At 60.8% G+C, this 25,987-nt stretch carries 24 protein-coding genes; 5 read left to right on the top strand and 19 right to left on the bottom strand.

What is annotated here, in order from left to right; translation table 11 throughout:
• Window positions 1–3 precede the first annotated feature (3 nt).
• The 3 genes from CIC07_RS11825 to pdhA all read right to left on the bottom strand — a co-directional run bounded on the left by CIC07_RS11825 (window position 4) and on the right by pdhA (window position 3,545).
• Entirely contained in the window at window positions 4–1,344 is a 1,341-nt protein-coding gene (locus CIC07_RS11825) for a dihydrolipoamide acetyltransferase family protein (RefSeq protein WP_076356087.1), read from the bottom strand.
• Between the two features lie 117 nt (window positions 1,345–1,461).
• Window positions 1,462–2,439 carry an alpha-ketoacid dehydrogenase subunit beta gene (locus CIC07_RS11820; protein WP_076356089.1) on the bottom strand — a complete coding sequence of 326 codons (978 nt, stop codon included), beginning with the start codon at window positions 2,437–2,439 and terminating at the stop codon, window positions 1,462–1,464.
• 41 nt (window positions 2,440–2,480) lie between these two features.
• Window positions 2,481–3,545 carry a pyruvate dehydrogenase (acetyl-transferring) E1 component subunit alpha gene (gene pdhA, locus CIC07_RS11815; protein ID WP_076357016.1) on the bottom strand — a complete coding sequence of 355 codons (1,065 nt, stop codon included), beginning with the start codon at window positions 3,543–3,545 and terminating at the stop codon, window positions 2,481–2,483.
• A 402-nt stretch (window positions 3,546–3,947) separates the two neighbouring features.
• Here pdhA and CIC07_RS11810 point away from each other — a divergent pair, with 402 nt between their 5' ends.
• Window positions 3,948–4,679 (top strand): alpha/beta hydrolase, encoded by a 732-nt coding sequence (locus CIC07_RS11810; RefSeq protein WP_076356091.1) that lies wholly within the window; start codon window positions 3,948–3,950, stop codon window positions 4,677–4,679.
• Window positions 4,680–4,773: 94 nt separating this feature from the next.
• Here the strand turns inward: CIC07_RS11810 and CIC07_RS11805 are convergent, their stop codons facing one another.
• Together CIC07_RS11805 and CIC07_RS11800 are read right to left on the bottom strand one after the other, a co-directional pair.
• Window positions 4,774–5,286: a low molecular weight protein-tyrosine-phosphatase gene (locus CIC07_RS11805; protein ID WP_076356093.1), complete on the bottom strand. Its 513-nt coding sequence runs from the start codon at window positions 5,284–5,286 to the stop codon at window positions 4,774–4,776.
• Entirely contained in the window at window positions 5,286–5,930 is a 645-nt protein-coding gene (locus CIC07_RS11800) for a trimeric intracellular cation channel family protein (protein ID WP_076356095.1), read from the bottom strand. Before CIC07_RS11800 ends, CIC07_RS11805 begins: the two co-directional genes overlap by 1 nt.
• A 134-nt stretch (window positions 5,931–6,064) precedes the next feature.
• Between CIC07_RS11800 and CIC07_RS11795 the strand changes: the two genes are divergently transcribed.
• Window positions 6,065–6,724, top strand: coding sequence for a thiamine diphosphokinase (locus CIC07_RS11795; protein WP_076356097.1), 660 nt, complete (start codon window positions 6,065–6,067; stop codon window positions 6,722–6,724).
• Window positions 6,725–6,776: 52 nt separating this feature from the next.
• Here the strand turns inward: CIC07_RS11795 and CIC07_RS11790 are convergent, their stop codons facing one another.
• Window positions 6,777–8,882 (bottom strand): endonuclease MutS2, encoded by a 2,106-nt coding sequence (locus CIC07_RS11790; RefSeq protein WP_083688113.1) that lies wholly within the window; start codon window positions 8,880–8,882, stop codon window positions 6,777–6,779.
• Window positions 8,883–9,455: 573 nt separating this feature from the next.
• Here CIC07_RS11790 and CIC07_RS11785 point away from each other — a divergent pair.
• Window positions 9,456–11,201 carry an ABC transporter ATP-binding protein gene (locus CIC07_RS11785; protein WP_076356101.1) on the top strand — a complete coding sequence of 582 codons (1,746 nt, stop codon included), beginning with the start codon at window positions 9,456–9,458 and terminating at the stop codon, window positions 11,199–11,201.
• Window positions 11,185–13,017: an ABC transporter ATP-binding protein gene (locus CIC07_RS11780; RefSeq protein WP_094248027.1), complete on the top strand. Its 1,833-nt coding sequence runs from the start codon at window positions 11,185–11,187 to the stop codon at window positions 13,015–13,017. The genes CIC07_RS11785 and CIC07_RS11780 overlap by 17 nt, the downstream gene beginning before the upstream one ends.
• Window positions 13,018–13,092: 75 nt before the next feature.
• Here the strand turns inward: CIC07_RS11780 and CIC07_RS11775 are convergent, their stop codons facing one another.
• Genes CIC07_RS11775 through CIC07_RS11760 form a run of 4 tightly spaced genes read right to left on the bottom strand, consistent with a single transcriptional unit; the run spans window position 13,093 to window position 16,171 of the window.
• Window positions 13,093–13,902, bottom strand: coding sequence for an MBL fold metallo-hydrolase (locus tag CIC07_RS11775; RefSeq protein ID WP_076356105.1), 810 nt, complete (start codon window positions 13,900–13,902; stop codon window positions 13,093–13,095).
• Window positions 13,902–14,570 carry a GNAT family acetyltransferase gene (locus tag CIC07_RS11770; protein WP_076356107.1) on the bottom strand — a complete coding sequence of 223 codons (669 nt, stop codon included), beginning with the start codon at window positions 14,568–14,570 and terminating at the stop codon, window positions 13,902–13,904. The genes CIC07_RS11775 and CIC07_RS11770 overlap by 1 nt, the downstream gene beginning before the upstream one ends.
• A gap of 34 nt (window positions 14,571–14,604) precedes the next feature.
• Complete coding sequence (locus tag CIC07_RS11765) at window positions 14,605–15,279, bottom strand: GNAT family N-acetyltransferase (protein WP_442953338.1); 675 nt, start codon at window positions 15,277–15,279, stop codon at window positions 14,605–14,607.
• A 31-nt stretch (window positions 15,280–15,310) separates the two neighbouring features.
• Window positions 15,311–16,171, bottom strand: a complete 861-nt coding sequence (locus CIC07_RS11760) for a carbon-nitrogen hydrolase family protein (RefSeq protein WP_076356111.1) — start codon at window positions 16,169–16,171, stop codon at window positions 15,311–15,313.
• 197 nt (window positions 16,172–16,368) lie between these two features.
• Here CIC07_RS11760 and CIC07_RS11755 point away from each other — a divergent pair, with 197 nt between their 5' ends.
• The gene (locus tag CIC07_RS11755) at window positions 16,369–16,851 is read left to right on the top strand and encodes a C40 family peptidase (RefSeq protein WP_076356113.1); all 483 of its coding nucleotides are present in this window, start codon (window positions 16,369–16,371) and stop codon (window positions 16,849–16,851) included.
• Window positions 16,852–16,948: 97 nt separating this feature from the next.
• Here the strand turns inward: CIC07_RS11755 and CIC07_RS11750 are convergent, their stop codons facing one another.
• The 9 genes from CIC07_RS11750 to CIC07_RS11710 all read right to left on the bottom strand — a co-directional run bounded on the left by CIC07_RS11750 (window position 16,949) and on the right by CIC07_RS11710 (window position 25,987).
• Window positions 16,949–18,322, bottom strand: coding sequence for a HAMP domain-containing sensor histidine kinase (locus CIC07_RS11750; protein WP_021877466.1), 1,374 nt, complete (start codon window positions 18,320–18,322; stop codon window positions 16,949–16,951).
• Window positions 18,319–19,017 carry a response regulator transcription factor gene (locus CIC07_RS11745; protein ID WP_049867304.1) on the bottom strand — a complete coding sequence of 233 codons (699 nt, stop codon included), beginning with the start codon at window positions 19,015–19,017 and terminating at the stop codon, window positions 18,319–18,321. Before CIC07_RS11745 ends, CIC07_RS11750 begins: the two co-directional genes overlap by 4 nt.
• Window positions 19,018–19,165: 148 nt before the next feature.
• A complete protein-coding gene (locus CIC07_RS11740) occupies window positions 19,166–20,725 on the bottom strand; it encodes an ABC-F family ATP-binding cassette domain-containing protein (RefSeq protein ID WP_076356115.1) in 1,560 nt (519 codons plus the stop codon).
• Between the two features lie 177 nt (window positions 20,726–20,902).
• Window positions 20,903–21,211, bottom strand: a complete 309-nt coding sequence (locus CIC07_RS11735; protein ID WP_139334418.1) for a hypothetical protein — start codon at window positions 21,209–21,211, stop codon at window positions 20,903–20,905.
• A gap of 68 nt (window positions 21,212–21,279) precedes the next feature.
• Complete coding sequence (locus tag CIC07_RS11730; protein WP_076356120.1) at window positions 21,280–22,848, bottom strand: serine/threonine-protein kinase; 1,569 nt, start codon at window positions 22,846–22,848, stop codon at window positions 21,280–21,282.
• A 124-nt stretch (window positions 22,849–22,972) separates the two neighbouring features.
• Window positions 22,973–23,989, bottom strand: a complete 1,017-nt coding sequence (locus CIC07_RS11725) for an SAM-dependent methyltransferase (RefSeq protein WP_234992917.1) — start codon at window positions 23,987–23,989, stop codon at window positions 22,973–22,975.
• Window positions 23,986–24,768 carry an ABC transporter ATP-binding protein gene (locus CIC07_RS11720; protein WP_076357018.1) on the bottom strand — a complete coding sequence of 261 codons (783 nt, stop codon included), beginning with the start codon at window positions 24,766–24,768 and terminating at the stop codon, window positions 23,986–23,988. Before CIC07_RS11720 ends, CIC07_RS11725 begins: the two co-directional genes overlap by 4 nt.
• A gap of 11 nt (window positions 24,769–24,779) precedes the next feature.
• Window positions 24,780–25,151 (bottom strand): cyclic-phosphate processing receiver domain-containing protein, encoded by a 372-nt coding sequence (locus CIC07_RS11715; RefSeq protein ID WP_076356124.1) that lies wholly within the window; start codon window positions 25,149–25,151, stop codon window positions 24,780–24,782.
• Window positions 25,148–25,987 (bottom strand): deoxyribonuclease IV, encoded by an 840-nt coding sequence (locus tag CIC07_RS11710; protein ID WP_076356126.1) that lies wholly within the window; start codon window positions 25,985–25,987, stop codon window positions 25,148–25,150. The genes CIC07_RS11715 and CIC07_RS11710 overlap by 4 nt, the downstream gene beginning before the upstream one ends.

Raw genomic sequence — 25,987 nt, 5'->3', positions numbered from 1 at the left:
GAGTTATACCTCCATAACGAGCAGCTGAGGGTCGCCCAGAAGCTGTTTAATGTAGTTGAGGAAATTCTGAGCCGTCGCACCGTCGATGATGCGGTGGTCGAAGCTGAGGGACAGAGCCATGACGGATGCAGGAACGATTTCGCCGTTCTTGACGACAGGCTTGTCGGAAATGCGGCCTACGCCGAGAATCGCGACTTCAGGGAAGTTGATGATCGGCGTGAAGAACATGCCGCCGGCGGAGCCGATGTTCGTGATCGTGATCGTGCTGCCTTTGAGCTCGGCGCCGGTAAGCTTGCCGTCGCGTCCGCGGATGGCCAGGTCGCGAATGGAATCCGCGATCGTCCATACGTTTTTGCGATCCGCATGCTCGATGACCGGAACGATGAGGCCGTTGTCCGTGTCCGTCGCAATACCGATGTTGTAGTATTTGCGGAGCACAATTTCCTGGGATTCCTCGTCCAGCATCGCGTTCATGATCGGGAACTCGCGGCAGGCCGCTACGAGGGCTTTCACGATGAACGGCAGGTAAGTCAGCTTGACGCCTTTTTTCTCGGCGACAGGCTTCGCTTTTTGGCGAAGCTCGACAAGGGCGGTCACATCGACTTCATCCATCAGCGTGACATGCGGAGCCGTGTAAGCGGACTTCGCCATCGCGCCCGCGATGATTTTGCGGATGCCCTTGAACGGCAGGCGTTCTTCCGGACGGTCTCCGCCTTGGGACGCCACCGGAGCGGCTTTCGCTTCTCCTGCGCCTTTGGCTGCAACGGCCGCATTGTCCGCAGCGGCTGCCGGTGCGGACTTGCCGCCGCCCGCTGCAAACTGCTCGACGTCCTCACGGGTTACTTTGCCGTTTTTGCCCGAGCCTTGGACGGCCGTAATGTCCACGCCTTTTTCGCGGGCGAACTTGCGCACGCTAGGCGTAGCGAGCACGCTGCCCTTGGCTGCGCCTTCGGCCTTGGCAGGCTGGGCGGCTGCGGGAGCGGCATCCTTCGCCGCGACCTCGGCATCGGCCTTGGCTGCGCCGGGAGCGACGCTGGCCGCCTCGTCCTTCGCCACTTCCTTCGGGCTGTCCTCGGCAGGCGCCGCGCCTTCCGGGAGATCGCCTTCGGCATCGATGATCGCGACCACTTCGCCTACATGGCACACCTGTCCGTCCTTCGCGAATACTTCAAGAACGGTGCCGTTGACGGGACAAGGCACTTCCACGACGGCTTTGTCGTTCTGGACTTCCATAATGATGTCATCGTCGGTCACTTTGTCGCCCGGCTTGATATGCATGGTCATGATCTCGCCCTCATGCAGGCCTTCGCCGAGCTCCGGGAACCGGTATTCGAATTTTGCCACGGATGTACCTCCTTTTGCGTTTAGAGCTTGGAGATGGCCGCGGGCGGGACAAGCTCCGGCTGAGCCGGGCCACCCCCTCCCCCGCCATCGGTAACGGCCGCAAGCCGGCCGGATGGATTAGAAGTCGAGAACTTTCTTCACGCCAGCGACGATGCGGGCCGGTGTCGGAAGCCATTGATCCTCGATCTGCGCATACGGGTACACCGTATCCGGTCCGGCTACGCGCAGGACAGGAGCTTCCAGATGGAGAATGGCCTTCTCGTTGATCTGCGCGATGACCTCGGCGGCAGCGCCGGATGTCTTTTGCGCTTCCTGGACGATGATGACGCGGTTCGTCTTCTTGATGGACTCCACGATCGTATCGATGTCAAGCGGCATCAGCGTGCGCAGGTCGATGACTTCGACCTTGACGCCTTCCTTCTCCAGCTCCTCGGCTGCTTTCACGGAGGTGTGGACCATCATGCCGTAGGTGACGATCGTCACGTCGCTGCCCTCGCGGACGACGTTGGCCTTGCCGAGCGGAATCGTGTACTCCTCTTCCGGCACTTCGGCGCGGAAGGCGCGGTACAGGTTCAAGTGCTCCATGAAGAAGACCGGATCGTTGTCGCGGATAGCGGAAATCATGAGGCCCTTGGCATCGTATGGATTGGAAGGAATGACGACCTTGATGCCCGGAGTCTGCATCGCGAGGCCTTCCAGGGAATCCGTATGCAGCTCGGCTGCCTTGACGCCGCCGCCGAACGGGGTGCGGAATACGATCGGCGAGTTGTAGCGGCCGCCGGAACGGTAGCGCATGCGGGCCGCTTGAACGAACATTTGGTCCAGAGCTTCATAGATGAAGCCGACGAACTGGATTTCGGCAACGGGGCGGAAGCCTTGGACGCCGAGGCCTACAGCCATGCCGGCCAGAGCGGATTCCGCGAGCGGCGTATCGAATACGCGCTCCTCGCCGAATTCCTTCTGCAGTCCTTCCGTCACGCGGAAGACGCCGCCGGTATGGCCGACGTCCTCCCCGAACAGCATTACATTATCGTCACGCTTAAGCTCGGTCCGCAGAGCGTCGCGGATTGCTTCAAGCATATTCATTTGAGCCATGTTAACAGGTTCCTCCTTCGGTGGATCGGCCGCTTGGCCGCTTAGAAATCGGCTTTTTGTTCTTCAAGATGCGCAGGCGTGTTCTCGAACATCGAGTCGATCAGGCCGCCGACCGTCATTTTCTCGGTCGCTTCGGCTTTTTTGATTGCATCGTTCACGGCTGCTTTGGCTTCTTCTTTCACGCGAGCCGTATCTTCCTCTGTCCAGAGGCCTTTTTTGTCGAGATATTTGCCGAAGCGGATGATCGGATCCTTTTGGGTCCACTCGCTTTCCTCGTCCTTGGTGCGGTACTTGGTCGTATCGTCGGAGAGGGAATGCGGACGGAAACGGTAGGTCAGAAGCTCGATCAGCGTCGCGCCCTCGCCGTTGCGGCCGCGCTCGGCCGCCTCGGATACAGCCTTGACGACAGCCAATACGTCCATGCCGTCAACCTGCACGCCCTTGATGCCGGCGGCGAGAGCCTTGTGGGCGATCGACTGGGCGGCCGTCTGCTTGGAGTAAGGAGTCGTAATCGCATAGCCGTTGTTCTGAACGACGTAGATCGCCGGCAGCTTGTAGGCGCCCGCGAAGTTCAGGCCCTCGTAGAAATCGCCCTCGGAGGAGCCGCCGTCGCCGGTGTACGTGATCGCGACGCGCTTCTCGCCGCGCTTCTTGAACGCCATCGCAACGCCGGTCGCATGGAGGATCTGCGCGCCGATGATGATTTGCGGCATCAGGACGTTGACGCCTTCGGGAATCTGGCCGCCATGCTGATGGCCGCGGGAGTACAGGAACGCCTGGTACAGCGGAAGGCCGTGCCATACGATCTGCGGCATGTCGCGGTAAGCCGGGCAGATGAAGTCTTCCTTGTTCAGCGCGTATTCGCTGCCGATCATGGAAGCTTCCTGGCCGGATACCGGGGCGTAGAAGCCGAGACGGCCTTGACGGCCGAGATTCACGGCGCGCTCATCCCAAGTGCGCGTGAAGACCATGCGGTACATCAGTTCCTTCAATTGTTCGTCGCTGAGCTCCGGCATGAGATCCGGGTTCACGACTTCGCCCTCCGGCGAAAGAATCGTAAGCGACTCTACGTTATCGCTGTGGACTTCGTAAGAATGCTTGTTCATGAGCTTGCTCATCAGGGAGGTTCACCTCGATTTGTTATTTGAATCTTGATCTGCTCTGTTATAGAATTATTATAAACCTGTTACCTTGAAACGGTCAAAAAAAATTGCGTGAAAGCGGCGCTTTTTCATGATTTTCAAGAAATATGTGCATGAATTGTATGTGTAACAGCCTTGCAATTTCAGTAGTACAGGATAGTACAACAAGCGTTTTCATAAGCGGCGGACGTTCTGAATTCCAAGCAGCGGCGAGAGCCGGCTGCGACGGGATGGGATTTCCAGCCATGGGATCCGCTTTTCAGAAAAATGAAAAACAGCTGCAGGCCGGAACGGCGGGGAGCGGGACATCTCCTTATTGTTTACCCTAAGCTCCGCTTCCCCATGCAGCCCAAGGAGGACATAAGCATGACCGACGACAAATACTTGAAACGGACCATTGTGAAGGAGACGGTGCCGAGCGCCTATCTGGAAACGGGCTCCCGCGATCTGCGGATCTACCTCCCCCCCAGCTACAACGAAGTGCTGAGCTATCCCGTCGTATACGGCCAGGACGGCGAGGATCTGTTCAACTTCGGACGGATCGCCACGCTCGCCAACAAGCTGATCATCGACGGCGACATCGAACCCTTCATCATCGTCGGAGTCGACGTGGACAAGAAAAAGCGCACGGCTGAATATTCTCCGGACGGAAGCCTGCACGAAGCCTACGTCCGCTTCTTCGCGGAAGAGATGCTTCCGTTTGTCGAGGAACGCTACCCCGTCCGGCGCGAGCGCTCGGAGCGGCTGCTCGTCGGCGATTCGCTCGGCGGCACGGTCTCCCTCCATCTCGCGCTCCGCTACCCGGACATTTGGAGCCGCATCCTCTCGCTGTCCGGGGCGTTTTATGCGGCTTCCCAGCAGCTGGCAGCCCATGAGCAGCAGCTGGGCTGGCTGCAGCTGTACCAATATGTCGGCCTGCAGGAAACCGACTACCAGACGGATACGGGCATCTACGACTTCGTCACGCTGAACCGCGAAATGCGAGACCTCCTCGAGGAAAAGGGCGCTTCGATCCGTTATACGGAAAAAGACGGCAAACATCAATGGGGCTTCTGGCAGCGGGAAATTCCCGATGGCCTCAAGCATTTCATCCGCTGATCGGCCGGCACCGCGCAACAAAAAAGGGAAGCGGCATGGAAGCCGCTTCCCTTTTTTGTTGTCATCCGCCCTTTCGCAGGCTGCTGCTCTCTATCTAGCCGCGCGCATGGCCGGCATGCGCGGCCTGCTCGCCCCGAATCCGATACAGCAGCCGGTCGCAGCCTTCGCTCACAAGCCGGAACGTCTCCTCGAAGTCGCCGGTATAATAAGGATCCGGCACGCCGGTACCCTGCCGCCCGGGAAGCAGCTCCATGAACCGCAGCAGCTTGCCGTCCGCTTCCATGGACCACTTCTGGAGCAGTTCCCTTACATCCCGCTCGTTGTTTTCGTCCATGCAGACGATATAATCCGCCTGCTCGAGAGCCTGGCGGCTGACCAGCGTCGAGATCATGCCATCAGAGGATATTCCGGCCGAGTCCAGCATCCGCCGCGTGCCTTCATGAGGGGCATGGCCGAGATGCCAGTCTCCGGTGCCGCAGCTGCAGGCTTCGACGCTGCCGCTCAGCTCCGCTTGCGCGGCCTTGTGCCTGAGGACCGCCTCGGCCATCGGAGAACGGCAGATGTTGCCGAGGCAGACGAACAGAACCGTCGCTTTCTTTTTAGCCATCAGAACAATCCCCCTTTCCTCATGTCGCCGGAGGCGGGACGCAGCGACCTTCTCGGGAGCCTCCACTTGAATAGGACCGAGAACATCCGCATGACGATGATCAGCACGAACAGGACGATCAGCCCGACCGTGCTTCCCGGCCATCCGAGGCCGATCGCGGCGCCGCCGAGAATGGCCCATACCGCATAGATCTCGTCCCGCAGCACGAGCGGCTTGCGACCGGCCAGCAGATCGCGGATGATTCCGCCTCCGATGCCCGTAAGCGTGGCGGCGACCATGACCGCGCTGAGCGGATGCTTCATGCCCGTCGCGTACAGGGCGCCCTGGATGGCGAAGGCCGACAGCCCGATCGCATCGAACAGCGCCTCCATCTTGCGCCAATGCTGGATCCATCCGACCGGCAGCAGGAAGGCGATCGTCATCGCCGCCAGCGCAACCTTAATGAGCAGGCCTTGATTCCATAATGTCGTGACCGGAACCCCGATGAGCAGGTTGCGGATGACGCCGCCTCCAAATGCGGTTACCAGACCGAGCACGAAGACGCCCAGAATGTCATACTCTTCCTCCATGGCGACGATCGCTCCGCTGACTGCGAACGCAATCGTGCCGATAATGCTGAATACGGCAAAAATATCGGTATACAAGTTCTAACGCCCCTTAAGTCTCCATCATCCTACCTATAATAGCCGCGAGGGATGCGGGACGCAACCGTCATTGCGGCATCATCTCCGGACAAGCTATAATGTCGGCAGATTCAATACCGAAAGGATGGAAAACCTTGGAACCGTCAACCTTCTATAGCCGGGTCGTCATCGTATCCGGAGGAAGCCTCGGCAGCTGGGCGCTCGATCTTCTTCGAGAAGACGACTACATCATCGGCGCCGACGCCGGAGCCCTGTTCCTCGTACGCCAAGGCATCAAGCCTCATCTGTCGCTAGGCGACTTCGATTCCGTCAGCCGGGAGGAACGGAACGATATTCAAGCCGGGAGCCGGGAACTGGCTTCCTTCGATCCCGTCGACAAAAACTACACGGACACGGAGCTGGCCTTCCGGCGCGGCCTGGAGCTGAAGCCGTCCTCCCTGCTGCTTCTGGGAGCGACAGGAAGCAGGCTCGACCATACGATGGCCAATGTCCACTTGCTGCGGACGGCAGCGGAAAAGGGCGTCTCCGCCTCCATCGAAGACGCTGCGAACCGGGTCCGCGTCCTTCCCCCGGGCTCCGCGCTGGACGTCCTCGGCAGCCGCTTCGAGCATATCTCGCTGCTGCCGCTCAGCCTGCGCGTGACCGGCATCCGTCTGATCGGATTCCAGTATCCGCTGACCGACGCTACTCTGGATCTGGGCCAGTCGCTCGGCATCAGCAATGCGCTGGCCGCCGAAGCCGGCACCGTATCCACGGCGGATGGCTGGCTCCTCGTGATGGAAAGCATCGGCTGATTCACCGGTCGGCCGAATTCGCGGCTGCTTCCGTCAGCCGCTTCCCGTTCCCTTAATCCTTGACGCCGTCGCCCGGCGTCTCGATTTTCAGCCCGTCCACATGCTTGCGCGACATCAGCTTTCTGGCCTTGCGGTTTTCCTTCGAATCGAACACGATGTCGAGATCGTACTCCCCTCCCGGATAAAGCTGCTCCTTCTCGATGTGCAAGGCCAGCCGCTTGCGGTTGAAGGTTCTCTTCTCCTTTTGGACCTGAACCCCGACCTCTCCCCGTTCATCCGCCTCACGGAAGACGATGCCCGTTCTCCGGAGCGGGTAGATCCAGACGCAATCCCCGACGCGGAGCGGCATCTTCTTCTTCCCCTTGCCTTTTTCCGCCTCCCGATCCGAAGCGTGTTCCGGCTCGCTCCGGCCACTTCCGGCAGTCTCCATTGAAGCGGTTGTCGCAGCGCCATCCTTATGGCCATGATGGAGACGGCCGACTCCTCCCTGCAGGCTGCCGGAATCCGGCCGCTTGCTTCCAACGGGCTCGACTGCAGCCCTTTCCTGCTCCTGTACGGCTGGAGGACGGATGCCTGCCTCCTCCTCAGCGGCCGGATTCTCTGCTCTCGCAGGCAGCCTCTGAAGCTCCGGAGCTCGCTGCGGCCTCAGCTGCTCCGCACGGTCGAGGATGGACTCCGGCAGTCCGTACCGCTTGGCGATCGCCAGCGCATAGCTGTCGCCCGCCTCTCCCGGCTCCAGCCGGTACAGCGGCTGCAGAGATTCCGGATCGAAGGCCATGCGGGCGTTCATGCAGCGTCCGGTGCGAGCGGCGTACGCTTTGATTTCATTGAAATGAGTCGTCACCGCAAGCTTCGAGCCTCTTCGTCCCAGCTCTTCCAGCACGGCGATCGAAAGCGCGATTCCTTCGCCCGGATCGGTGCCCGCAGCGAGCTCATCCAGCAGGACGAGCGTTCTCCGTCCCGCCTTGTCCAGCACCTCGCGAAGAACGGCGAGATGGGCGGAGAAGGTGCTGAGCGACTGCTCGATGCTTTGCCCGTCGCCGACGTCGGCGAGCACGTCGTCGAAGAGGCCGACTGCCGTTCCTGCGGCCGCGGGCAGGAACAAGCCTGCCTGGGCCATGAGCACGAACAGGCCGATCGTCTTGAGCGCCAGCGTCTTGCCTCCCGTGTTGGGACCGGTAATGTACAGCTGATCCCAGCCCAGGCCGAGCTCCGCATCGATCGGAACCGCTTGCTTGCCGAGCAGCGGATGACGCCCGGAGACGATCCTTACGGCGGGCTCGGCTTCCAGAACGGGCGCCGTCCCGTCGTACGAGAGGGCCAGCTTGCCTCTGGCGAGAATGAAATCGAACATCGCCATCGTCTCCAGGTTGATGCCGAGCTGCGGCCCATGCTCCTCGGCCAGAGCCGACAGCCCGGCCAGGATGCGCTGCCGCTCCTGCTCCTCGGCCGATTTCCATGAAGACAGCTCCGCTTGCAGGTCGGCAATGTCGGCCGGCTCCACGAACAGCGTCTGGCCGCTGGCGGATTCATCCCACACGGTTCCCGGCACGAGCTTGCGATGCTCGCGCCGGACCGCCAGGACGAACCTGCCGCTGCGCTGGCTGACGACGGCTTCCTGTAGGGCGTTCCGATATTTGGCCAGCGATGCGTCGAGCTTCCTCCGTATCCGGTCCTCCGTCACTCCATGAGCGCGCCTGATCCTGGACAGCTCGGGCGAAGCCTGATCGTGAAGCCATCCTCCCCGGATGCAGCGGTCCAGCTCCGCCCTCAGCTCCGGACAGTCCCTCATGGAGGAGGCATATCCCGACAGAAGCGGCGAGGCATCGCTTTTCGCCTCCATGTACCGCTTCATCTGCGCCACGGAGCCGAGCCATGCCGACAAGCCCGACAGCTCGCGCTCGTCGTAGATTCTTCCCTTGCCGAGCAGCGCCAGAAAGGGCTCGATTCCTTCCATCGCGGACAGCGGAACGCTGGCTCCGGCCGCCAGCAGCGACTCCGCCTCGGCCGTTTCGCGCTGCCATAGCGACGCTTGCCTCCAGATGGAGCTGGGACGATGCTTCTCGGCCAGCCTCAAGCCGGGAGCCGATACGGTAAATCCGCATAACCGCTCGTGGATGGCGTTGTATTCGAGTCTTGCCATGGATGCTTGATTCAACTTGATTTCCTCCCCGAAAATGCTCATGTCCATATCGACCCAGCCGCAAGAAGGCGTTCAAGGACACAAAAAAAACAGGAGGGAACGCGGAAGCGCTCCACTCCTGTCGGGCTAGGTACCTGCTGCCGTCTTTGCCCGCATACGCCTCCCATGACCGGCTGCCGGAAGCCTCGGTCGAACAGGCTTCAGGCTGCAGGTCATCGGAAACGAAAAAATCCGTGCTCGAAGGAGCACGGAATACCGGTAAGACGATTGTCCGCAGACCATCGCTCAGGGTGAGTATCCACATGTTCTCAACTCTTCATAAGCGCGCCCGAATAACCTCGTGAATGATTCCATTCAAAAGGGTAATGAGTCCGAGAAGCGCCATATAAAATTTAAGAGTTAAGAACACCTGTAATCATCAATAGCTCCCCTTTGGATAAAAGTCGGCTGGAATCGTATAGCTTCCATGAGCATACAAACTAAATCGGCTTTCGTCAAGCGGCTGCGCCCGCCCTTTTTCGTTTAGTAGTGAATTATCCTCAGGGCCCCCTTATAATGGAATCAACGATACATCGCAGGAGGTACGAGATGAAATTAAGGCTGCTGACCCCTTACCTGGCTTCAAGAGGCTGGCTCTACGCCGCCTCGCTGCTGCTTATCGCCGCCGGAAACATCATCCAGTCCTATTACCCGCACATTCTCGGAGAATTCATCGACCGGCTGAAAAACGATGACATCGCGATGAACGACATCCGCATGTACGCGCTCATGCTCGTCGCCATCGCCGTCTGCTACGGCTCCATGGCCGGGTTCGGCCAATACCTGATCATGAGGCTCGGCCGAGGCTTCGAGCGGCTGATGCGCAAGCGGCTGTTCCGCCACTTCACCCGGTTGAGCGAGTCCTACTACGCCAAGCACGGCGTGGGCCAAATGCTGAGCTACGTCATGAACGACGTCACCTCCGTCCGGGAGGCCATCTCGGTATGCCTCAACCAGACGGCCAACGCCGTCATCCTGCTCCTGTCGGCCTTCGTCATGATGGCCGCATCGGGGCTTCCCTGGGGACTCATCGTCCCTTGCGTCTCCCCCCTGCTGCTGATTCCTTTCCTGGTCGTCTACTTCGGACCGCGCATCCGCAAGCGCTCGCGGATCGTGCAGAACGCGCTCGCGCGCATGACCGAATCGGCCGAGGAGCAGTTCGGCGGCATGCGCGTCACCCAGAAATTCGCCGCCGAGGACGTCATGGCGGAGAGATTCGGCGGCACCGTCGACCGGATCAGGGAAAGCCAGCTGGGACTGGTGCGGATGTCTTCCTTTTTCCAGGCGCTGCTTCCGTTTCTCGGCGCCCTGTCGCTTGTCGTCACGATCGCCTACGGCGGCTACCAGGCTCTGAGCGGTGCCATTACGATCGGAATGTTCGTCTCCCTGACGCTCTATGTGCGGCTGATGATCAATCCCCTGCAGCAGATCGGCAACGTCATCAACACGATGCAGCGGTCGCGCGCCAGCCTTGAGCGGCTGCAGGAGCTTCTATCCATCATCCCGGACATAAGCGATGCGGAGCAATCCGTCCCGCTCTCCGGTTCCGGAATCGAGCTGCGCGGACTCAGCTTCAAATACCCCGGCTCGACAATGGAAGCGCTGCATGATATCCGTCTCTCCGTTGAGCCGGGCATGACAGCCGGAATCATCGGCCGCACCGGCAGCGGCAAAACGACGATCGCCAAGCTGCTGCTGCGGATCTACGAAGCTCCCCCGCGCACGATCCGGATCGGCGGGGCAGACATCCGGGAGCTCGGCCTCGGCAGCCTGCGCGAGAATATCGCTTACGTCCCGCAGGACGGCTTCCTGTTCAGCACGACGATGCGCGACAACATCGCCTTCTCCAGGCGCAACGCCGAGCAGAGGGATGTCGAGGACGCCTCCCGCCAAGCCGGCATCTACGAGAGCATCCAGCAGTTCAGCGAGGGCTTCCAGACCCGTCTCGGCGAGCGCGGCGTCACGCTTTCCGGCGGACAGCGGCAGCGCACGAGCCTGGCCAGAGGCCTGATCAAGGACGCTCCGATCCTCATTCTCGACGACAGCGTCAGCGCCGTCGATGCCGTCACCGAAACCGCCATCATCCGCAATATCCAGCAGCTCCGCAAAAACAAAACGACGCTGATCATCGCGCATCGCATCAGCGCGCTCAAGCATGCCGACGTCATCGTCGTCATGGACGAAGGCCGGATCGTCCAGCAAGGAACGCATGAGAGCCTGCTGGCGGAGGAAGGCATCTATGCGGAGCTGTTCGCCCTGCAGCAAGGAGGGACCTCACATGGCCAAATCGGCTGAGCATGCCGAAGCAGCGGAACAGCAGCGGCAAAACCCGCCCCGCTCCAAGGAAGCCCGAAAAGGCATCATGATCTATGCCAAGCCGTACCGAAAGGCGTTCACAGGCGTATTCTTCTGCACGCTGATCGCGGTATTCGCAGACCTGCTCCAGCCCTATCTGGTGAAGATCGTCATCGACGACCATCTGATGCAGGGCAAGACGGAATTCCGGCCGCTGCTGCTCATCGGCGTCCTGTATCTTCTTCTGTCCATTCTCGCCCTGCTGTTCTCCTATCTGCAGAACAACCTGATCCAGCGTACCGGCCAAGGCATCGTGGCAAGCCTCCGCAAGGACTTGTTCCGCCATATATCGCGGCTTTCCCCGTCTTTCTTCGACCGGACGTCGAGCGGCAGCCTCGTGACGCATGTATCCAGCGACACGGAGACCGTCAGCCAATTTTTCACCCAGGTGCTGATGAGCCTCATGCGGGACGGAATGACGCTGCTGCTCATCATCGTGCTCATGTTCCAGCTCGACCCCGTGCTCGCGTCGTACAGCATGGTGCTGCTTCCTGTCATCGGCATCATCGCGTTCTCCTTCCGCAGCTACATGCGCAAGACGTACCAGCTGTCGCGCAGCCGGCTGTCGCGCCTGATCGCCTTCACGGCGGAGAACCTCTCCGGCATGAATCTGGTTCAGGCTTTCCATCAGGAGAAGGAGCAGGAGCGCCAGTTCGCCGAAAAGAACGAAACGTACTTCGAGGCCAATCTGAGGGAAATCCGCACGAACGTGCTGTTCAACCGCTCCTTCGATCTGCTGGGCAACCTGTCGGTCGCCTTCATCGCCTGGCTCGGAGGCCGCGCCGTCTTGGGCGAAAGCCTGGAATTCGGCATTCTGTACGCCTTCATCACCTATATCCGGCAGTTCTTCCAGCCGATCAATGCGATCACCCAGCAATGGAACACGCTGCAATCCGCCTCCGTCTCCATGGACCGGATCTGGGGCCTGCTGAGCACGAAGCCCGAGCTTCCGGATGACGGGGACGCTTCCTTCCCGGCCTTGAACGGCGCCGGCAGTCCGCAGGTCAGCGGCGCCATCGATTTCCGCAACGTGACGTTCGGTTATGGGGATGGCGAGCCGGTCATCAAGGGACTAAGCCTGAGCATCCGTCCCGGAGAGAGGATCGGCATCGTCGGCACGACAGGAGCCGGCAAAAGCTCTCTGATCAGCCTCCTGTGCCGGTTCTACGACGTGCGGAAGGGATCGGTGCAGATCGACGGAATCGACGTGCGGAAGCTCCCTCTCGCCACGCTCAGCCGGACGGTCGGGCTGGTCCAGCAGGAGCCGTACCTGTTCTCGGGCTCGATCATCGACAACATCCGGCTGTTCGACACCCGCTTCAGCCCGGAGCAGGCGATGCAGGCTTGCAAGTTCGTCGGCGCCGACGCCCTGATCCGCCGTCTGCCGGACGGCTACGACACGATGCTGAGCGAAAAAGGCAGCGGGCTGTCCACCGGGGAGCGGCAGCTGCTCAGCTTTGCCCGCATCGTGCTCTATCAGCCTGCCATCCTTGTGCTGGACGAAGCGACGGCGAATCTCGACTCCAGCACCGAGCAGCTCGTCCAGCGGGCGCTGGACGCCGTTGCGGCGGGAAGGACGACGCTCGTCATCGCCCACCGCATATCGACCGTCATGGATGCGGACCGCATCATCGTCATGCGGAGCGGCGTCATCGCCGAGCAGGGCAGCCATGAGGAGCTGGTCAGGCAGCGCGGCTACTACGAGCAGCTGTTCCGCCATTCCCAGGGACGCCCGGAAGAACGCGGAGCCGGCTAGACTATTCGCAGACAATCAAGCAGCCCCCGACGGATGCGTACGCCGCATCGTCGGGGGCTGTTCGATTTTTAGATTCTATTTATCGAGAATCCGGCGCATTCCCGCCTCGGCGAACTTCACGTTGCCCGGCAAGCCGTACTCGCGGTCCAGATCGATATCATGCGACATATGCGTCAGCAGCATTTCGCCCGGCTGCAGCTCCTCCCGCAGCTCCAGAGCTTCCGTGACGTCGTATACGGAGCGTCCGGCGTAAGGATAGGGCTCATGGTAAAAGCTCGTCCCGAGCACGATCAGATCGGCGCCGCGCAGCGGCGCCTTCTGCATCTCGTCCAGGCCGATGGAGTCGGAGCAGTACGCCCAGGCGTATCCGGTCTCGCCATGGTCGAACCGATAGGCGTACGAATAGCCGTTGTAGCCATGATGGACACGCCAGCTTCGAATGCTCCAGCTGCCGATCGCGAGCGGCTCTTCGATCGGCATGAAATCGATCCATCGGTCCAGCCAGGGAAAGCGGGCCAGAATGTCGGGAATGACTTCGGCGGGAGCGTAGGCTTTGCCCCGCTGCTTCGTCCACCTGCATGCATCCGCCCATTCCACGAGGCCGCCGATATGATCGAAGTGGGCATGCGTGATCAGCATTCTCCCGACCGAGCGCAGCCCGGCCGCTTCCATCTGCCTGCCCCAATCGGGTCCGCAGTCGATCAGCGTCACATCGTCCGGAGAGCCGCCGCCTTCCAGGCCGTCAATCCGCACGAGGGAACGCAGCCTCCTGTTCCTGCCCGTCGCCCGCGCTTCCTCGCATACGGGACAGCTGCAATAAACCCGCGGCACTCCAAGCGAATCGCCGGTGCCGAGAAAGGTCAGCACCGCCGGCGAGTAAGCCATCAGAGCGGAAGCAGGGCGATCTTTTCCCGTTCGCGGATGCCCTGGACCATGTCGTACCATTCCTGAGGCTTGCGCTCGATCGCCGAATAGTAGGTTTCCAGAAACTGCGCAGCCAGAGCTCCCGGAATCTCGTCTTGCCGCTCTTCCTTCGGCAGGAAGCCGAGGTCCAGGCCGCTTACCGCTCCGCCCTCCAAATCCCAGGATGGATGGACATAGGCGAGATCCAGCCGCTTGTAGCCGATATGGGACAGCACCTCGCGCCTGACGATCGGATTCATCGGGCTGACGCCTCCGAATTCATGCCCGGTGAGGTAAGGATCGTAGATCTCCGCGAACATGCCGAGCGGCTCCGACCCGGATTGCTCGGCCAGCCGGTCCAGCTCCCGCTCGCGGCTGCGCATCAGGAAGCGCCCGATGCCGAGACCCGGCCTGCCGATGATCGTGAAATCCGTCATGGCGACGCGCATGTCCGGATAATAGCGGAATTCCGTGGCGCCGACCGCCTCGCCCTCATGCAGGGCGACGCAGACATGGATGGAGCGGTCGAGCAGCGGCTCGCGCCACAGGTCGTAGGCGAGCACCTCCTCCGGCGGAAACACCTCCTGCAGCAGGCGGTGGAGCTTGGGGAACTGCGGATCTTCAATGGACATGATGCGGTGGAATTCCATCGTGGTCATCAACTCCTCATCGGTTTCATTACAATCAGTTCTTCGGCTCCCGGATGAGGAACGGATTGCGCCATTCCATCAGGGCGGCATAGTGGCATGATTCCTCATCCTCCAAATAGTTCTCTGCAATTCCGGCCGGCATCCTGCCGCAGCGAAGCAGAAAAGTCAGAACCGGGTCATGGAGGTCGCCCTTCAGCACGGCGTCCACATACTGCTGCGGCTTCAGCTCGGCCGCATGACGATGATAGCCCGGCAGCCGGCCGCCCCCGAGCAGCCGGGCCTTGCCGAGATGCACGACCGTTTCGTACATCGTCTGCATCAGCCACTTGCCGATGCCGCTCTTGCGGTACTCGGGGGTGACGCATATATCCACGACATAGAGGGTGTCCCCCTGCGGATCATGATTCCGGATATAACCGCTGTCGGTGACGGCGGCCCAGTCATGGTCTCCGGCGAGTCTTCCATCCGTCAGCATGCCGGTCATGGACCCGACGATCTCCCCTTCCACGACGGCGCACAGCGCTCCTTCCGGGAAGCGGGCGGCATGCTGACGGATCTGCTCCCTGTTCCAGAGCAGCTCGTGAGGATAAGGAGGCGGGAAGCTCGCTTCCTGCACCCGGATCAACCCTTCGGCATCTTCATCGCCGTAGCGGCGGATCGTCGCTTCCACCGGCTTCCCTGCGCGGATCACATACAGTTTTTTCAGCATCGGATGCATACCTTCCCTTCCCCCGCTGCAATCAGCTCCAATCGCGATACAGATCCGTACGCCGGTCTCTCCACGTCGTCACGGAGCCGCTCCGGCGGACGTCCTCGAGCAGGGACAGGTCAAGGTCGGCCACGATCAGCATATCGCGGTTTTCCGTCCCCTCGCACATGATGCCCTTCGGAGGGAACGGGATATCGTTCGGAGTGATGACGGCGGCCTGGCCGTAGTTGGCTCTCATGAAGTCCACCCGGCGCAAGGAACCGACCGTTCCCGTCGCCACGATATAGATCTGGTTCTCGACAGCCCGCGCATGGCAGCAATAGCGCACGCGGTAAAAGCCGTGGCGGTCGTCCGTGCAGGAAGGGCAGAAGATGACGTCCGCCCCTTTGGCCCGGGCCATGCGCACGATTTCGGGAAACTCGATGTCGTAGCAGGTCAGCATCGCGATTTTTCCGTACGGAGTGTCGAACACCTCCAGGCCGTCTCCGGCGGACATGTTCCATTCCTCCACCTCGGTCGGCGTCAGATGGATTTTGGCTTGCGTGCGCATGCCCCCGTCGGGTCCGAACAAATACGCCGTGTTCCTCAGCTTGCCTTCCGCCGTGCGGACGACGTGGGTGCCTGCGACGATGTGCATGCCGTATTCACGGGCAAGGCCGGCGAACAGCCCTTCGTACGCCTCCGTGAAGTCCGGCAGCGACTGGATGCCCCGCGCCTTGCCGTCCTCCCCTCGGATGCTGAGGAGCTGCGTCGTCATGAATTCCGGGAACAGCACGAACTGGGTGCCGTATTCCGAGGCGTTGCGGACATAATGGGCGGCTTGAGCGGCGAATTCGTCAAAGGAATCGATATCGGCCAGTTCATACTGGACCGCGCTTACGCGGAATTTCATCATTAACCTCCTTTAATAAACTGCCAACCAATTATGAGAGGATTCTCACCGTATTCTCATAAAGCCTTTTGCATCGCGATTTGGTTGGGTTTTCTTTCTTTCTGGAAATGTTTAGGATACAAAAGGTGTGTTATGATCCTTTTTGTAAGCAACACTACATAATCAACGTACACCATGATGGAGGGACACCACAAGACATGCGCACAAGCAAATGGAAAAAGACAATCATGAACATCGGCCTCTGCGCTGTCCTTGGAGTGTCGGGACTCGCTCTTGGCTCTGCATCGACAGCACATGCCGCGACGCCGCAGGCGGAAAAGCTTCTCTCCTACGGCAAGCAGTACTTGGGCGTTCCTTACCGCCTCGGAGCTCCTAGCGGCGTTACATACGCATTCGACTGCTCTTCGTTCACCCAATACGTCTACAAGAAAACCGGCGTCTCCCTGCCGAGGACTTCCAGCGAGCAGGCGGCCAAGGGAGTGAAGGTTACCCGCGGCTATCTCAGCAAGGGCGATCTCGTCTTCTTCACCGGCAGCTCCGGCAAGAGCATCGGCCATGTCGCCATTTACGCCGGCTCCAACAAGATCCTGCACACATACGGCAAAACAGGCGTGACGATCTCCAGCCTCGGCACCTCTTACTGGAACAATCACTACGTCACCGCCAAGCGCATCCTGTAGACGATACCTTACGAATGATGATAAAAGCCGCATCGCCTTCGATATCGAGGGCGATGCGGCTTTTTTGCTTCCCGCGGCGGCCAGGAGGCCGGCGACGCTACCGGCCGCCGTTGCCCTTCAGCGTCTGCGGGAATTGGAGCGTGATCGTCGTTCCCTTGCCCGGCTTGCTGAACACGTCGATCTGGCCTTCATGAAGCTCGACGATCCTCTTGGCGATCGAGAGGCCGAGCCCGACGCCGCCGGTCGTGCGGCGCCGCGCCCCGTCCACGCGGTAAAACCGCTCGAACAGGTACGGAATCTCGTTCTCGGGAATGCCGATGCCCTTGTCCGTCACATGGACGCGCACGGACTGCTTGACCGCGCTCACCGTGACGTCGATCGGTTCCTTGCTGTACTTGATGGCGTTGTCCAGCAGGATGACGAGCAGCTGGCGGATCTTGTCCTTGTCGCCCGACATCTTCAGTCCGCCAGCGGAGGTATGGACCCGGATCGGGCGCTGGAACGTCGCCTGCAGCATGCCGGCCAGCTCGTCGACCATCTGGACGACGTCGAACGTCTCCAGATTGAGCCAATCCTCCTGCTCCGCTTCGGCCAGCATGAGCATCGACTTGGTGAGGTTCTGGAGGCGCTCCGCCTCCTTGGCGATCGCATCGATCGCCTCTTCGCGGATCGCGGCGTCGTCGCGGCCCCAGCGCTTCAGCATGCCCGCGTAGCTGACGATGACGGTCAGCGGCGTCTTCAGCTCATGCGACGCATCCGCGACGAACTGCTTTTGACGGGCGAACGTGCGGTCCAGCCTCTCGATCATCTGATTGAAGGCGCGGAGGAGCTGGAGCAGCTCGGCCGACTCCTCCTTGTCCCCCATCTCGATCTTCCGCAGCTTGCCGCTGCGGTCGATCTCCCTCATCGTCTGCACCATCTGCTGGATCGGGGCGGTCAGCCTCGAGGTGAACCAGTACGTGCCGAAGATCGCGAACAGGATGGCGCCGATGCTGGTCACGGACAAAGCCGCCACAAGCACCTTCATGTAGCTGTCCTGCAGGTTGAGCTTGCGCTCGATCTCAAGCATGCCGATGATTTCGGAATCCTGGTACAGCGGCACCTTCATGAACAGAACCCTCGTGCTGCCGACGAACCTTTCTCCCGACTCCCGGTAGGCGACGAACTTGACCGGCAGCGCCAGCAGATCGGTGTCGGAGCCCTGCAGATTGACCGTCTTGCCCTCCGGACTGATGATCCGGATCAGCTCGTTGACGTTGTAGAACTCCCTCAGCAGCCCTTCGTCCGCCAGATGCGTCTTGTCGTTCAGCTTGTTGTTCTCCAGAATCAGGTTCACCTTGTTCATCATGACCTGCTGCTCGCTGCGCGTCGTGATCTTCGTCATGAACAAGTAGACGAAGATGTTGAACAGGATGAGGATGAAGATGAGCCAGAAGATCGTGAAGAGGGTGAACCGCTTGCGGAGAGTCATGCCTCCGGCTCCTTCATCATGTAGCCGACTCCGCGCACCGTATGGATCAGCTTGTGGCGGAAGCCCTTGTCCAGCTTCTGGCGGAGGTACCGGATGTACACGTCGACGAGATTCGTCTCGCCCATGAAATCGTACCCCCATACTTCGGACAGGATTTCTTCCCGGGACTTCTCTTCGTTCTTATGCTGCGCCAAATAGACGAGCAGCTCGAACTCGCGCGGCGTCAGGTCGATGGCGAGCTCCTTGCGGAACACCTTGCGCGTGCGCAGCTCGACCGTCAGATCGCCGATCTTGAGCAGGTCGGAGCCTTCGGATTCCTTCGGATTCTGCTGGAAGATGCGCAGCAGATTGCGCACGCGCGCCAGCAGCTCCTCCATCGCGAAGGGCTTGGTGATGTAATCGTTGGCTCCGTGCTCGAAGCCGCTGACCTTGTCCGGCACCGTATCCCGGGCTGTGATGAGAATGACGGGGATGGGATTGCCTGCCTGGCGGAGCCGGCGCAGCACCTCGATGCCGTTCAGCTCCGGCAGCATGACGTCGAGCAGGACCAGGTCCCACTCTCCCGAGGATGCCTGCAGAAAGCCGCTGCGCCCGTCCGGAGCATGGCCGACATGATAGCCTTCATGCTCCAGCTCCAGCTGGAGGATGCGCGCGATGCTTTCTTCATCCTCGATAACCAGCACACGTTCATTCATTCTTGGATGTCACCTGCTTTCCGGTAGATTGGCGGCGCCGCCGCCTGGCTGCCAAGACGGCTGTCGAAGATCCGGAGCCGCGCTCGGCGGTTCCTGGCTCCTGACAGCCGGATATTTCATGATGCCCGCTTGAACAGCTTGCCCTATATCAGCTCTGGGCCTGCTGCTCCATCGACCAGGCTTCGACATCCCAGGTCTTCGTCACCCAATCCTCATAGAAATCAGGTTCGTGGGAGACAAGGACGATCGTGCCCCGGTAGGACTGGAGCGCGCGCTTGAGCTCGGCCTTGGCCACGACGTCCAGATGGTTCGTCGGCTCGTCGAAGAGAATCCAGTTGCTCTCGCGCAGCATCAGCTTGCACAGCCGCACCTTGGCCTGCTCGCCGCCGCTCAGCTGGCTCAGGCTGCGGGTGATATGCTCGTTCTTGAGGCCGCAGCGGGCTAGAGCCGCGCGGACCTCATGCTGGTTCATGAACGAGAACTCGTTCCATACATCCTCGAGCGGCGTCAGCCCAGGAGCCTTCGCTTCCTGCTCGAAGTAGGCCGGCAGCAGGTAATCGCCGCGGTACACCGTTCCGTCGAGCGGCTCGATGCGGCCCAATATGGTTTTCAGGAGCGTCGATTTGCCGACGCCGTTGCAGCCGACGATGGCGATTTTGTCGCCGCGCTCGATGAGCATGTCCATCTTCGGAAGAAGCGGGCTGGAATAGCCGATGGAGAGGCCTTTCGCCTCGAAGATCGTCTTGCCGCTCGTCCGCCCTTCGTTGAAGCTGAACGTCGGCTTCGCCGCTTCTTCCGGCTTGTCGATGCGGTCGATCCGGTCCAATTGCTTCTCGCGGCTCTTCGCCCGGCCGGAGGTGGAGGCCCGGGCCTTGTTGCGCTGGATGAAGTCTTCCTGCTTCTTGATGAACTCCTGCTGCTTCTCGTATGCTCCCAGATGCTGGGCTTTATTCATCTCGGCCATTTCCAGGAATTTCTCGTAGTTGCCTGTGTAGCGGGTCAGGCGGGAAAATTCCAGATGGTAGATGACGCTGACGACGGCGTTCATGAAGCCGGTGTCATGGGAGATCAGGATGAACGCATGGGGATAATTGCGCAGATAGTTCGCCAGCCAGGATATATGCTCATCATCCAAATAGTTCGTAGGCTCGTCGAGCAGTAGGACCGTAGGCTTCTCCAGCAGCAGCTTGGCGAGCAGTACTTTAGTCCTTTGTCCGCCGCTGAGCGCCGTGACGTCGCGGTCGAGGCCGATGGCGCTGAGCCCGAGGCCGTTCGCCATTTCATCCACCTTCACGTCGAGCAGGTAGTAATCCCCGATCTCGAGCTCTTCCTGGATCTCGCCCATGCGTTCCAGCAGCACGTCCAGGTCGGCGTCCGGCTCGCCCATGGCGGCCGTCACCTCGTTCAGCTCCTTCTCCAGCTCAAGCAGCGGCCCGAAGGCGTCGCGCAGCACGTCGCGGATCGTCTTGCCCGCTTCCAGCTTCGTATGCTGGTCGAGGTAGCCGTAACGGATCTTGGGCGTCCATTCGACTCGGCCTTCGTCCTTCAGCTGCTTGCCGGTCAGGATGTTCATCATCGTCGACTTGCCGGTGCCGTTCGCACCGACCAATCCTACGCGCTCGCCTGCGAGCAGGCGGAACGACACGTCCCTGAACAGGACGCGGTCTCCGAATGTATGCGATAAATTTTCAACGGTCAGTAAGCTCATGTAAGTTCCATTCTCCATTCCTGTCTTTATGCAGAGAAAATATCCCGATTAGGGTTCCTAATGGGATATTGTATCACATTATGGGGCTGCTTGGCTTCCCCTTCCGCGAAGAGGCGCCGGATCGCCATGCTGGAAGCGGATTACCGTCCGCCGCCTGCGGCGGAACCGGCCGGATGACTAGGCCGCTGCCTTTTTTTTGTTGAAAAAGAACATCATCGAAGCCGCCAGCAGAAGGAGCAGAATGCCGATAGCGACGCTCGCGGTGCCGTTTTCATAGGCAATCATCAGCATCAGCTCCCAATCGTTTCTCGGGCCGGAGTCGGGGCCGCTGCTGTAAGGGTACGCATAAACAGCGGGCAAAAGCCCGAAAACGATCAGGGCTATCCCTAGAGCCGCCATCAGAATGTAGCCTGCTTTCATTTTCCCACCCCCTGCCTCTCTTTTCATTATATTACCATAATATGGATGAATTACGAGCGGATTCATTCCAGGAAACAACCGCGCTCAGCCTTGCCCGAACCGGGCTCGCTTCACGAAGCTCCATGCAGTAATCGTTAGGTCTTCAAACCCGGAAGCATGGCCGCCAAAGCCGCCAGCGCCTGGCGGAGCGCAGCGGCCGATTTCCCCTTTCGCGGCAGCGGCATCCCTCTCCAGAGCAGCGCGTACCATTCGGACGGCTCCAAATAAGGGATTACGATGGCTGGCTTTTCCGGAAGCAGCGCCAGCCATTCGGACCTTTCCGGAAAGGGAGCGTCCTTGCATGCCGCCCACACCGTACGGAGCCCGGCAGCTTCCCTTATCCGCAGCAGCCGGTTCAGGCCGGCGATCCTTGCTTGGCTCCACCGTGCGGGGTTGGGATCCGCGCAGACGACGAGCAGCCCGGAACCGGAAGCCCACTCTTCCGCCAGGGCGGCCTCATGCCAGCGGGACGACCAGTCGACGATGACGGCGCCCTCCCCGCCTCCGGAAGCCATCAGGCGGAAACGCGCATCCTGGTCGGCGGCGGCGGGCGCAGGCTCGGGATGAAGCACCTGCCACGATGCGCGGACGCCTCCGAGACGCCGGTAGCGAGAGTCGGGCCCGTCCGGGGCAGTCGGCAGCGCCGGGCTTCCGATCAAGGCGCAGTATTCCGGCTCTCCCCCGGGAGCCTCGATCAGCTGGAACGGCAGGCCCGTCTCCTCCAAATGCCGCGCAAGCATCAAGCTCAAAAACGTCGCTCCGCTGCCCGGCGAGAGAGACAGCACCGATACGGTTCCGGACAAAGCGCCTCCGGTAAGGCCGAACGCCGATGCCCTGCCCTTATCGGCCGAGCCCGCGCCGGCGCTGTCGGCCCAAGACCGGATCTCCCTGGCCGCCTCCTCCATGGACGGCAGCCGGTCTTCCGGCCGCCGCTCCAGCATGTGCAAGAGCCATGGAGGCAGCCTTTCCCCTGCGCTCTCCGCGTGGAGTCCATCGGGAGACTCGCCGCCCAGCATCAGCCAACGAATGAGACTTCCAAGTCCGTATATGTCGGTACGGGAATCGCTCTGCCCTCCCGATTCCTGCTCCGGAGCCGCAAAACCCGGCGTTCCCAGACGGCGCGTGTCGGATCGGCTGCCCGGCTTGTAGCTGCGAGCGATGCCGAAGTCGATGAGCCTGACCCGCCCCTCCCTGTCGATCATGACGTTGGACGGCTTCAAGTCCCGGTGGATGACCGGCGGCTGCTGGCGGTGCAAATACGACAGCGCCGAGCACAGCTGCAGCGATATCGCCGCCGTTTCATGGGGCTCCAGCCCTCTGCCCCGGGCATGGACCGCTTGCTGGAGCGTCTGGCCGTCGATATAGTCCATGACGAGTATTTCTGCGGAACCCGAGCCCGGAGGATAATAATCCAGCAGCTGAGGCAGGTGGGGGTGCTCGAGCCGCATGAGCATGAAGGCTTCCTCCGCCGTCAGCGCAGCATGGTTGGCCGCATTTATTTTCAATGCCCGTAATTTATGGTTCAGCCGGATATCCTCCACGGCGTACACTCGGCTCATCCCCCCGCGTCCGATTTGCGCCGCCACCCTGTACCGGCCGCCGACCAGGCTGCCAGCAGCCAAGCTCTCCCCATGCGGATGAATATCGGCCGTATCCTCTTCCATACCGCTCCGCCTCCCTCGCTAGGCAGCCTGGAATGCAAAAACCCGGCTATGGCGCAGCCTCTCCAAAGAGAGCCTGCGCATAGCCGGGATGCTTTCCCGCTGCCGCTTCGCATAAATTGATCGGTTATTTCTTCTTCAAATACAGGGTCATTTCCTCCCTGTTGTGGAACAGCTGCCTGGCGCCGAGAATGTCGAAAGCGGCGGACAGGCGGCTCTTCACTTCCCGGATCGTCTGCAGCGGCTTGCGGTGCATCAGCTTGACCGTCACGATCGCCGTCCCGCCCTGTTGCAGAGCCGGAACGAGATCGAGGACGAGCTTCGTCATCTGCATCGGGCTCCAGCTCATATCGCAGACGAGCAGGTCGAAAGCGCCAGGCTGGAAGCTCACTTCGGCCGCGTTTTTGCGGAGCACGGTCAACGTCCGGTAAGCCAGCAGCGACGGATGGAGCTCGGCGGGATCGATAGCGGTCACCCGCAGCCCGCGCTCCAGCAGGAGCGACGTCCACCCTCCCGGAGCCGCGCCGATGTCGACCGCGTTCCGGAAGGAGGCATAATCGAGCCCGAACTCTCTTTCCGCCTCCAGCAGCTTGAACTTGGCCCTGGAGATCTGGCCTTCCTCCTTCTGGAAGCGCACCGCTCCACCCGGCCAATCGGACAGCATCTCGGCAGGCGTTCCGATGCCGGCATACAGCGTATCCCGGGATGCATATACCGCGACTAGAATCTCGGTGTGCTTCTGTTCCGGCTCAGCTCCGCACTGCTCCAGCATCGCGGCCGCGACGGCTTTTGTATCGGCCGCAGAATAGGGATAAGGGCTTCCTTCCGCTTTGCGTACGTGGACGCCCGCGCGCTTGCCCTCGAGCTTGCCGCGGGAGAGCCGGATCCAGTCGCTGAGCCAGTCCAGGTCATCCGCATCGGCCGAGATCGACCGAACCGCGTCCACGGGCTGCAGATGCCTCAGGAAAATCGGCTGCTCCGCCTTGATGGACGCCAGCACCGCCTCTTGCTCAAGCGGCACTTCGAACAGAAAAGCTTCCCCAGGGGAAAGCTGCGTGATGGAGATGCCTTCGAATTGCCTGCGAAGCTCTTCCATCGCATAGGATGCATAACTTTTATTCGCCGTTCCGATCCACTGACTCAACCTGCCGCACCATCCGTTCCTACTTTGATCCAAGGCCTGCCATGGGCCCATTCCACCGCCAACGGAAGCTCATAGGCATCGCCGAGCACGCGTTCCGTCAACACTTCCTTCTTGGGTCCGGATGCGATCAGCCTTCCGTCCTGCAGCAAGGCCACATGAGTGAACATTGGCATGATTTCCTCCATATGATGCGTGACATAAATGACGGTCATGCTGCGGCTTCCGAGCTTGCCTGTCTCCGCCAGCAGCTTCTCGCGCTCGTACAGATCCAGCCCGGAGCAAGGCTCGTCCAGGATCAGGATGGCCGGATCGCTCATGAGCGCTCGCGCGAGCAGCACTTTCTTGCGCTCCCCCTGCGACAGCGTTCCGAACGGCTGCAGGGCGGCATGGCGAAGCCCGCACTCCTCAAGGAGCCTCAGCGCCTTGCCCTGCACCTCTTCCGGGATCTCTTGATAAAAGCGCAAAAAAGCATACTCCCCGGTAGCGACCACTTCCCATACGGGGTCGGCAAGAGCGAGCTTCTCCACGAGCGACTGGCTGATGTAGCCGATTCTCTTGCGCACCTCGCGGACATCGCATTCTCCGTACCGGTTGCCCAGCACCTCGACCGTTCCGGATGTCGGGAACATATAACCCGTCAGCATTTCGAGAAGCGTCGTTTTGCCGGAGCCGTTGCGGCCCAGCACGACCCACTGCTCGCCCGGCTGTACGGTCAGGCTTATGTCCTGCAGAATTTCTCGTTCTTCCCGCTGCAGCCTCAAATGATGCAAGGATATGATTGCCATGCTGCTCACCCGTTCTTCTCTTGAATTGATGCGGCATCGGCCGCTCCGCCGCCTGCCGCTCTGGCAAGCGTCTCTTCCGGCATGGAGGCGTAGGAAAGACGGCTTCCTGCCGGAAGCGAGTCCGACAGGAGCTTGTACATCATCTGCCTGCCTTCCGTACTGGATGAATGCAGATAGGTTTCCTGCGGATAACGGCCGCTCTCCGCGATGTGGCGGGCAACCTCGAGTCCCGTAGGCTGGCCCCAGCCGAGATCGAAATCCAGGGAGAGGATGCCGATGTCCTCGGAAGCGATGAGGGCGATGCACTCCTCCGCATTCCGGGCATGGACGAAGCCTTCCGGACAACGGCGGAAATCATCTAGATAGACATGGATCAAGTCCGTTCCTCCCATGACTTCATGATGTGCAGCTGCTCCCGGTGCGTTCCGTCTGCGCCGGAAGCCGTCTCCAGGACGGCAGGAATGCCGGGAAGCGCTTCAAGCAGCCAGCGGAGTCCGGCTTCCCCTACAACGCCTTCGCCCAGCCGGGCATGACGGTCGCGCCGCGAGCCGCTGCCGTATGCGGAGTCGTTGAAATGAAGGGCGGCGATAGGCTCCAGGCTGCCGGCCTTCTCCGCGTCGGCATGCCACTGCGCGCCGGGATCGCCTTTCCAAATTCCGCTGGCGAACAGATGGCAGCTGTCGAGGCAGAAGGCGATCTTGGCGGGCTCGCGGCAGAGCGAGCGCACTTGCGCCAGCTCCTCCAGCGTCATGCCCATGAAGCCGTGATTGCCGGCTTGATTCTCGATGAGCAGCTTGCATTTTCCGTCCCAGCGGCTAGTGATATCATCCAGCGTACCGATCATCAGCCGATAGCCTTCCAGCGGATCCGAGCCTTTGTAGATGCCGAAATGGACGACGACGCCAAGCGATCCGCATGCCTCCGCGATGTCGAGATCGTTGAGCAGCGATTCGGCTGTCCGATCGCGGACGGAGGCATCCTCCGAAGCCAGGTTGTTCGGATACGGGGAATGGGCGATGGACGACAGTCCATGCTCCCGACACCATTCCTTGCAGCGCTGGGCGTCGCGGCGATCGAAGGCTTTGACGCCGAGACTGCGCGGATTTTTCGGGAAGTATTGAAAAGAGCCGCAGCCGAGGGCCGAAGCCCTTTCCGCCGCGGCCCGATAACCGCCTCTAGTACTGAGATGGCAGCCGATCCGGTTGTCTGGCAT

Source organism: Paenibacillus sp. RUD330, from assembly GCF_002243345.2.
Taxonomy (GTDB): domain Bacteria; phylum Bacillota; class Bacilli; order Paenibacillales; family Paenibacillaceae; genus Paenibacillus_O.
Note: the sequence above shows the minus strand (reverse complement) of the source record. Positions and strands in the feature narration are given on the sequence as shown.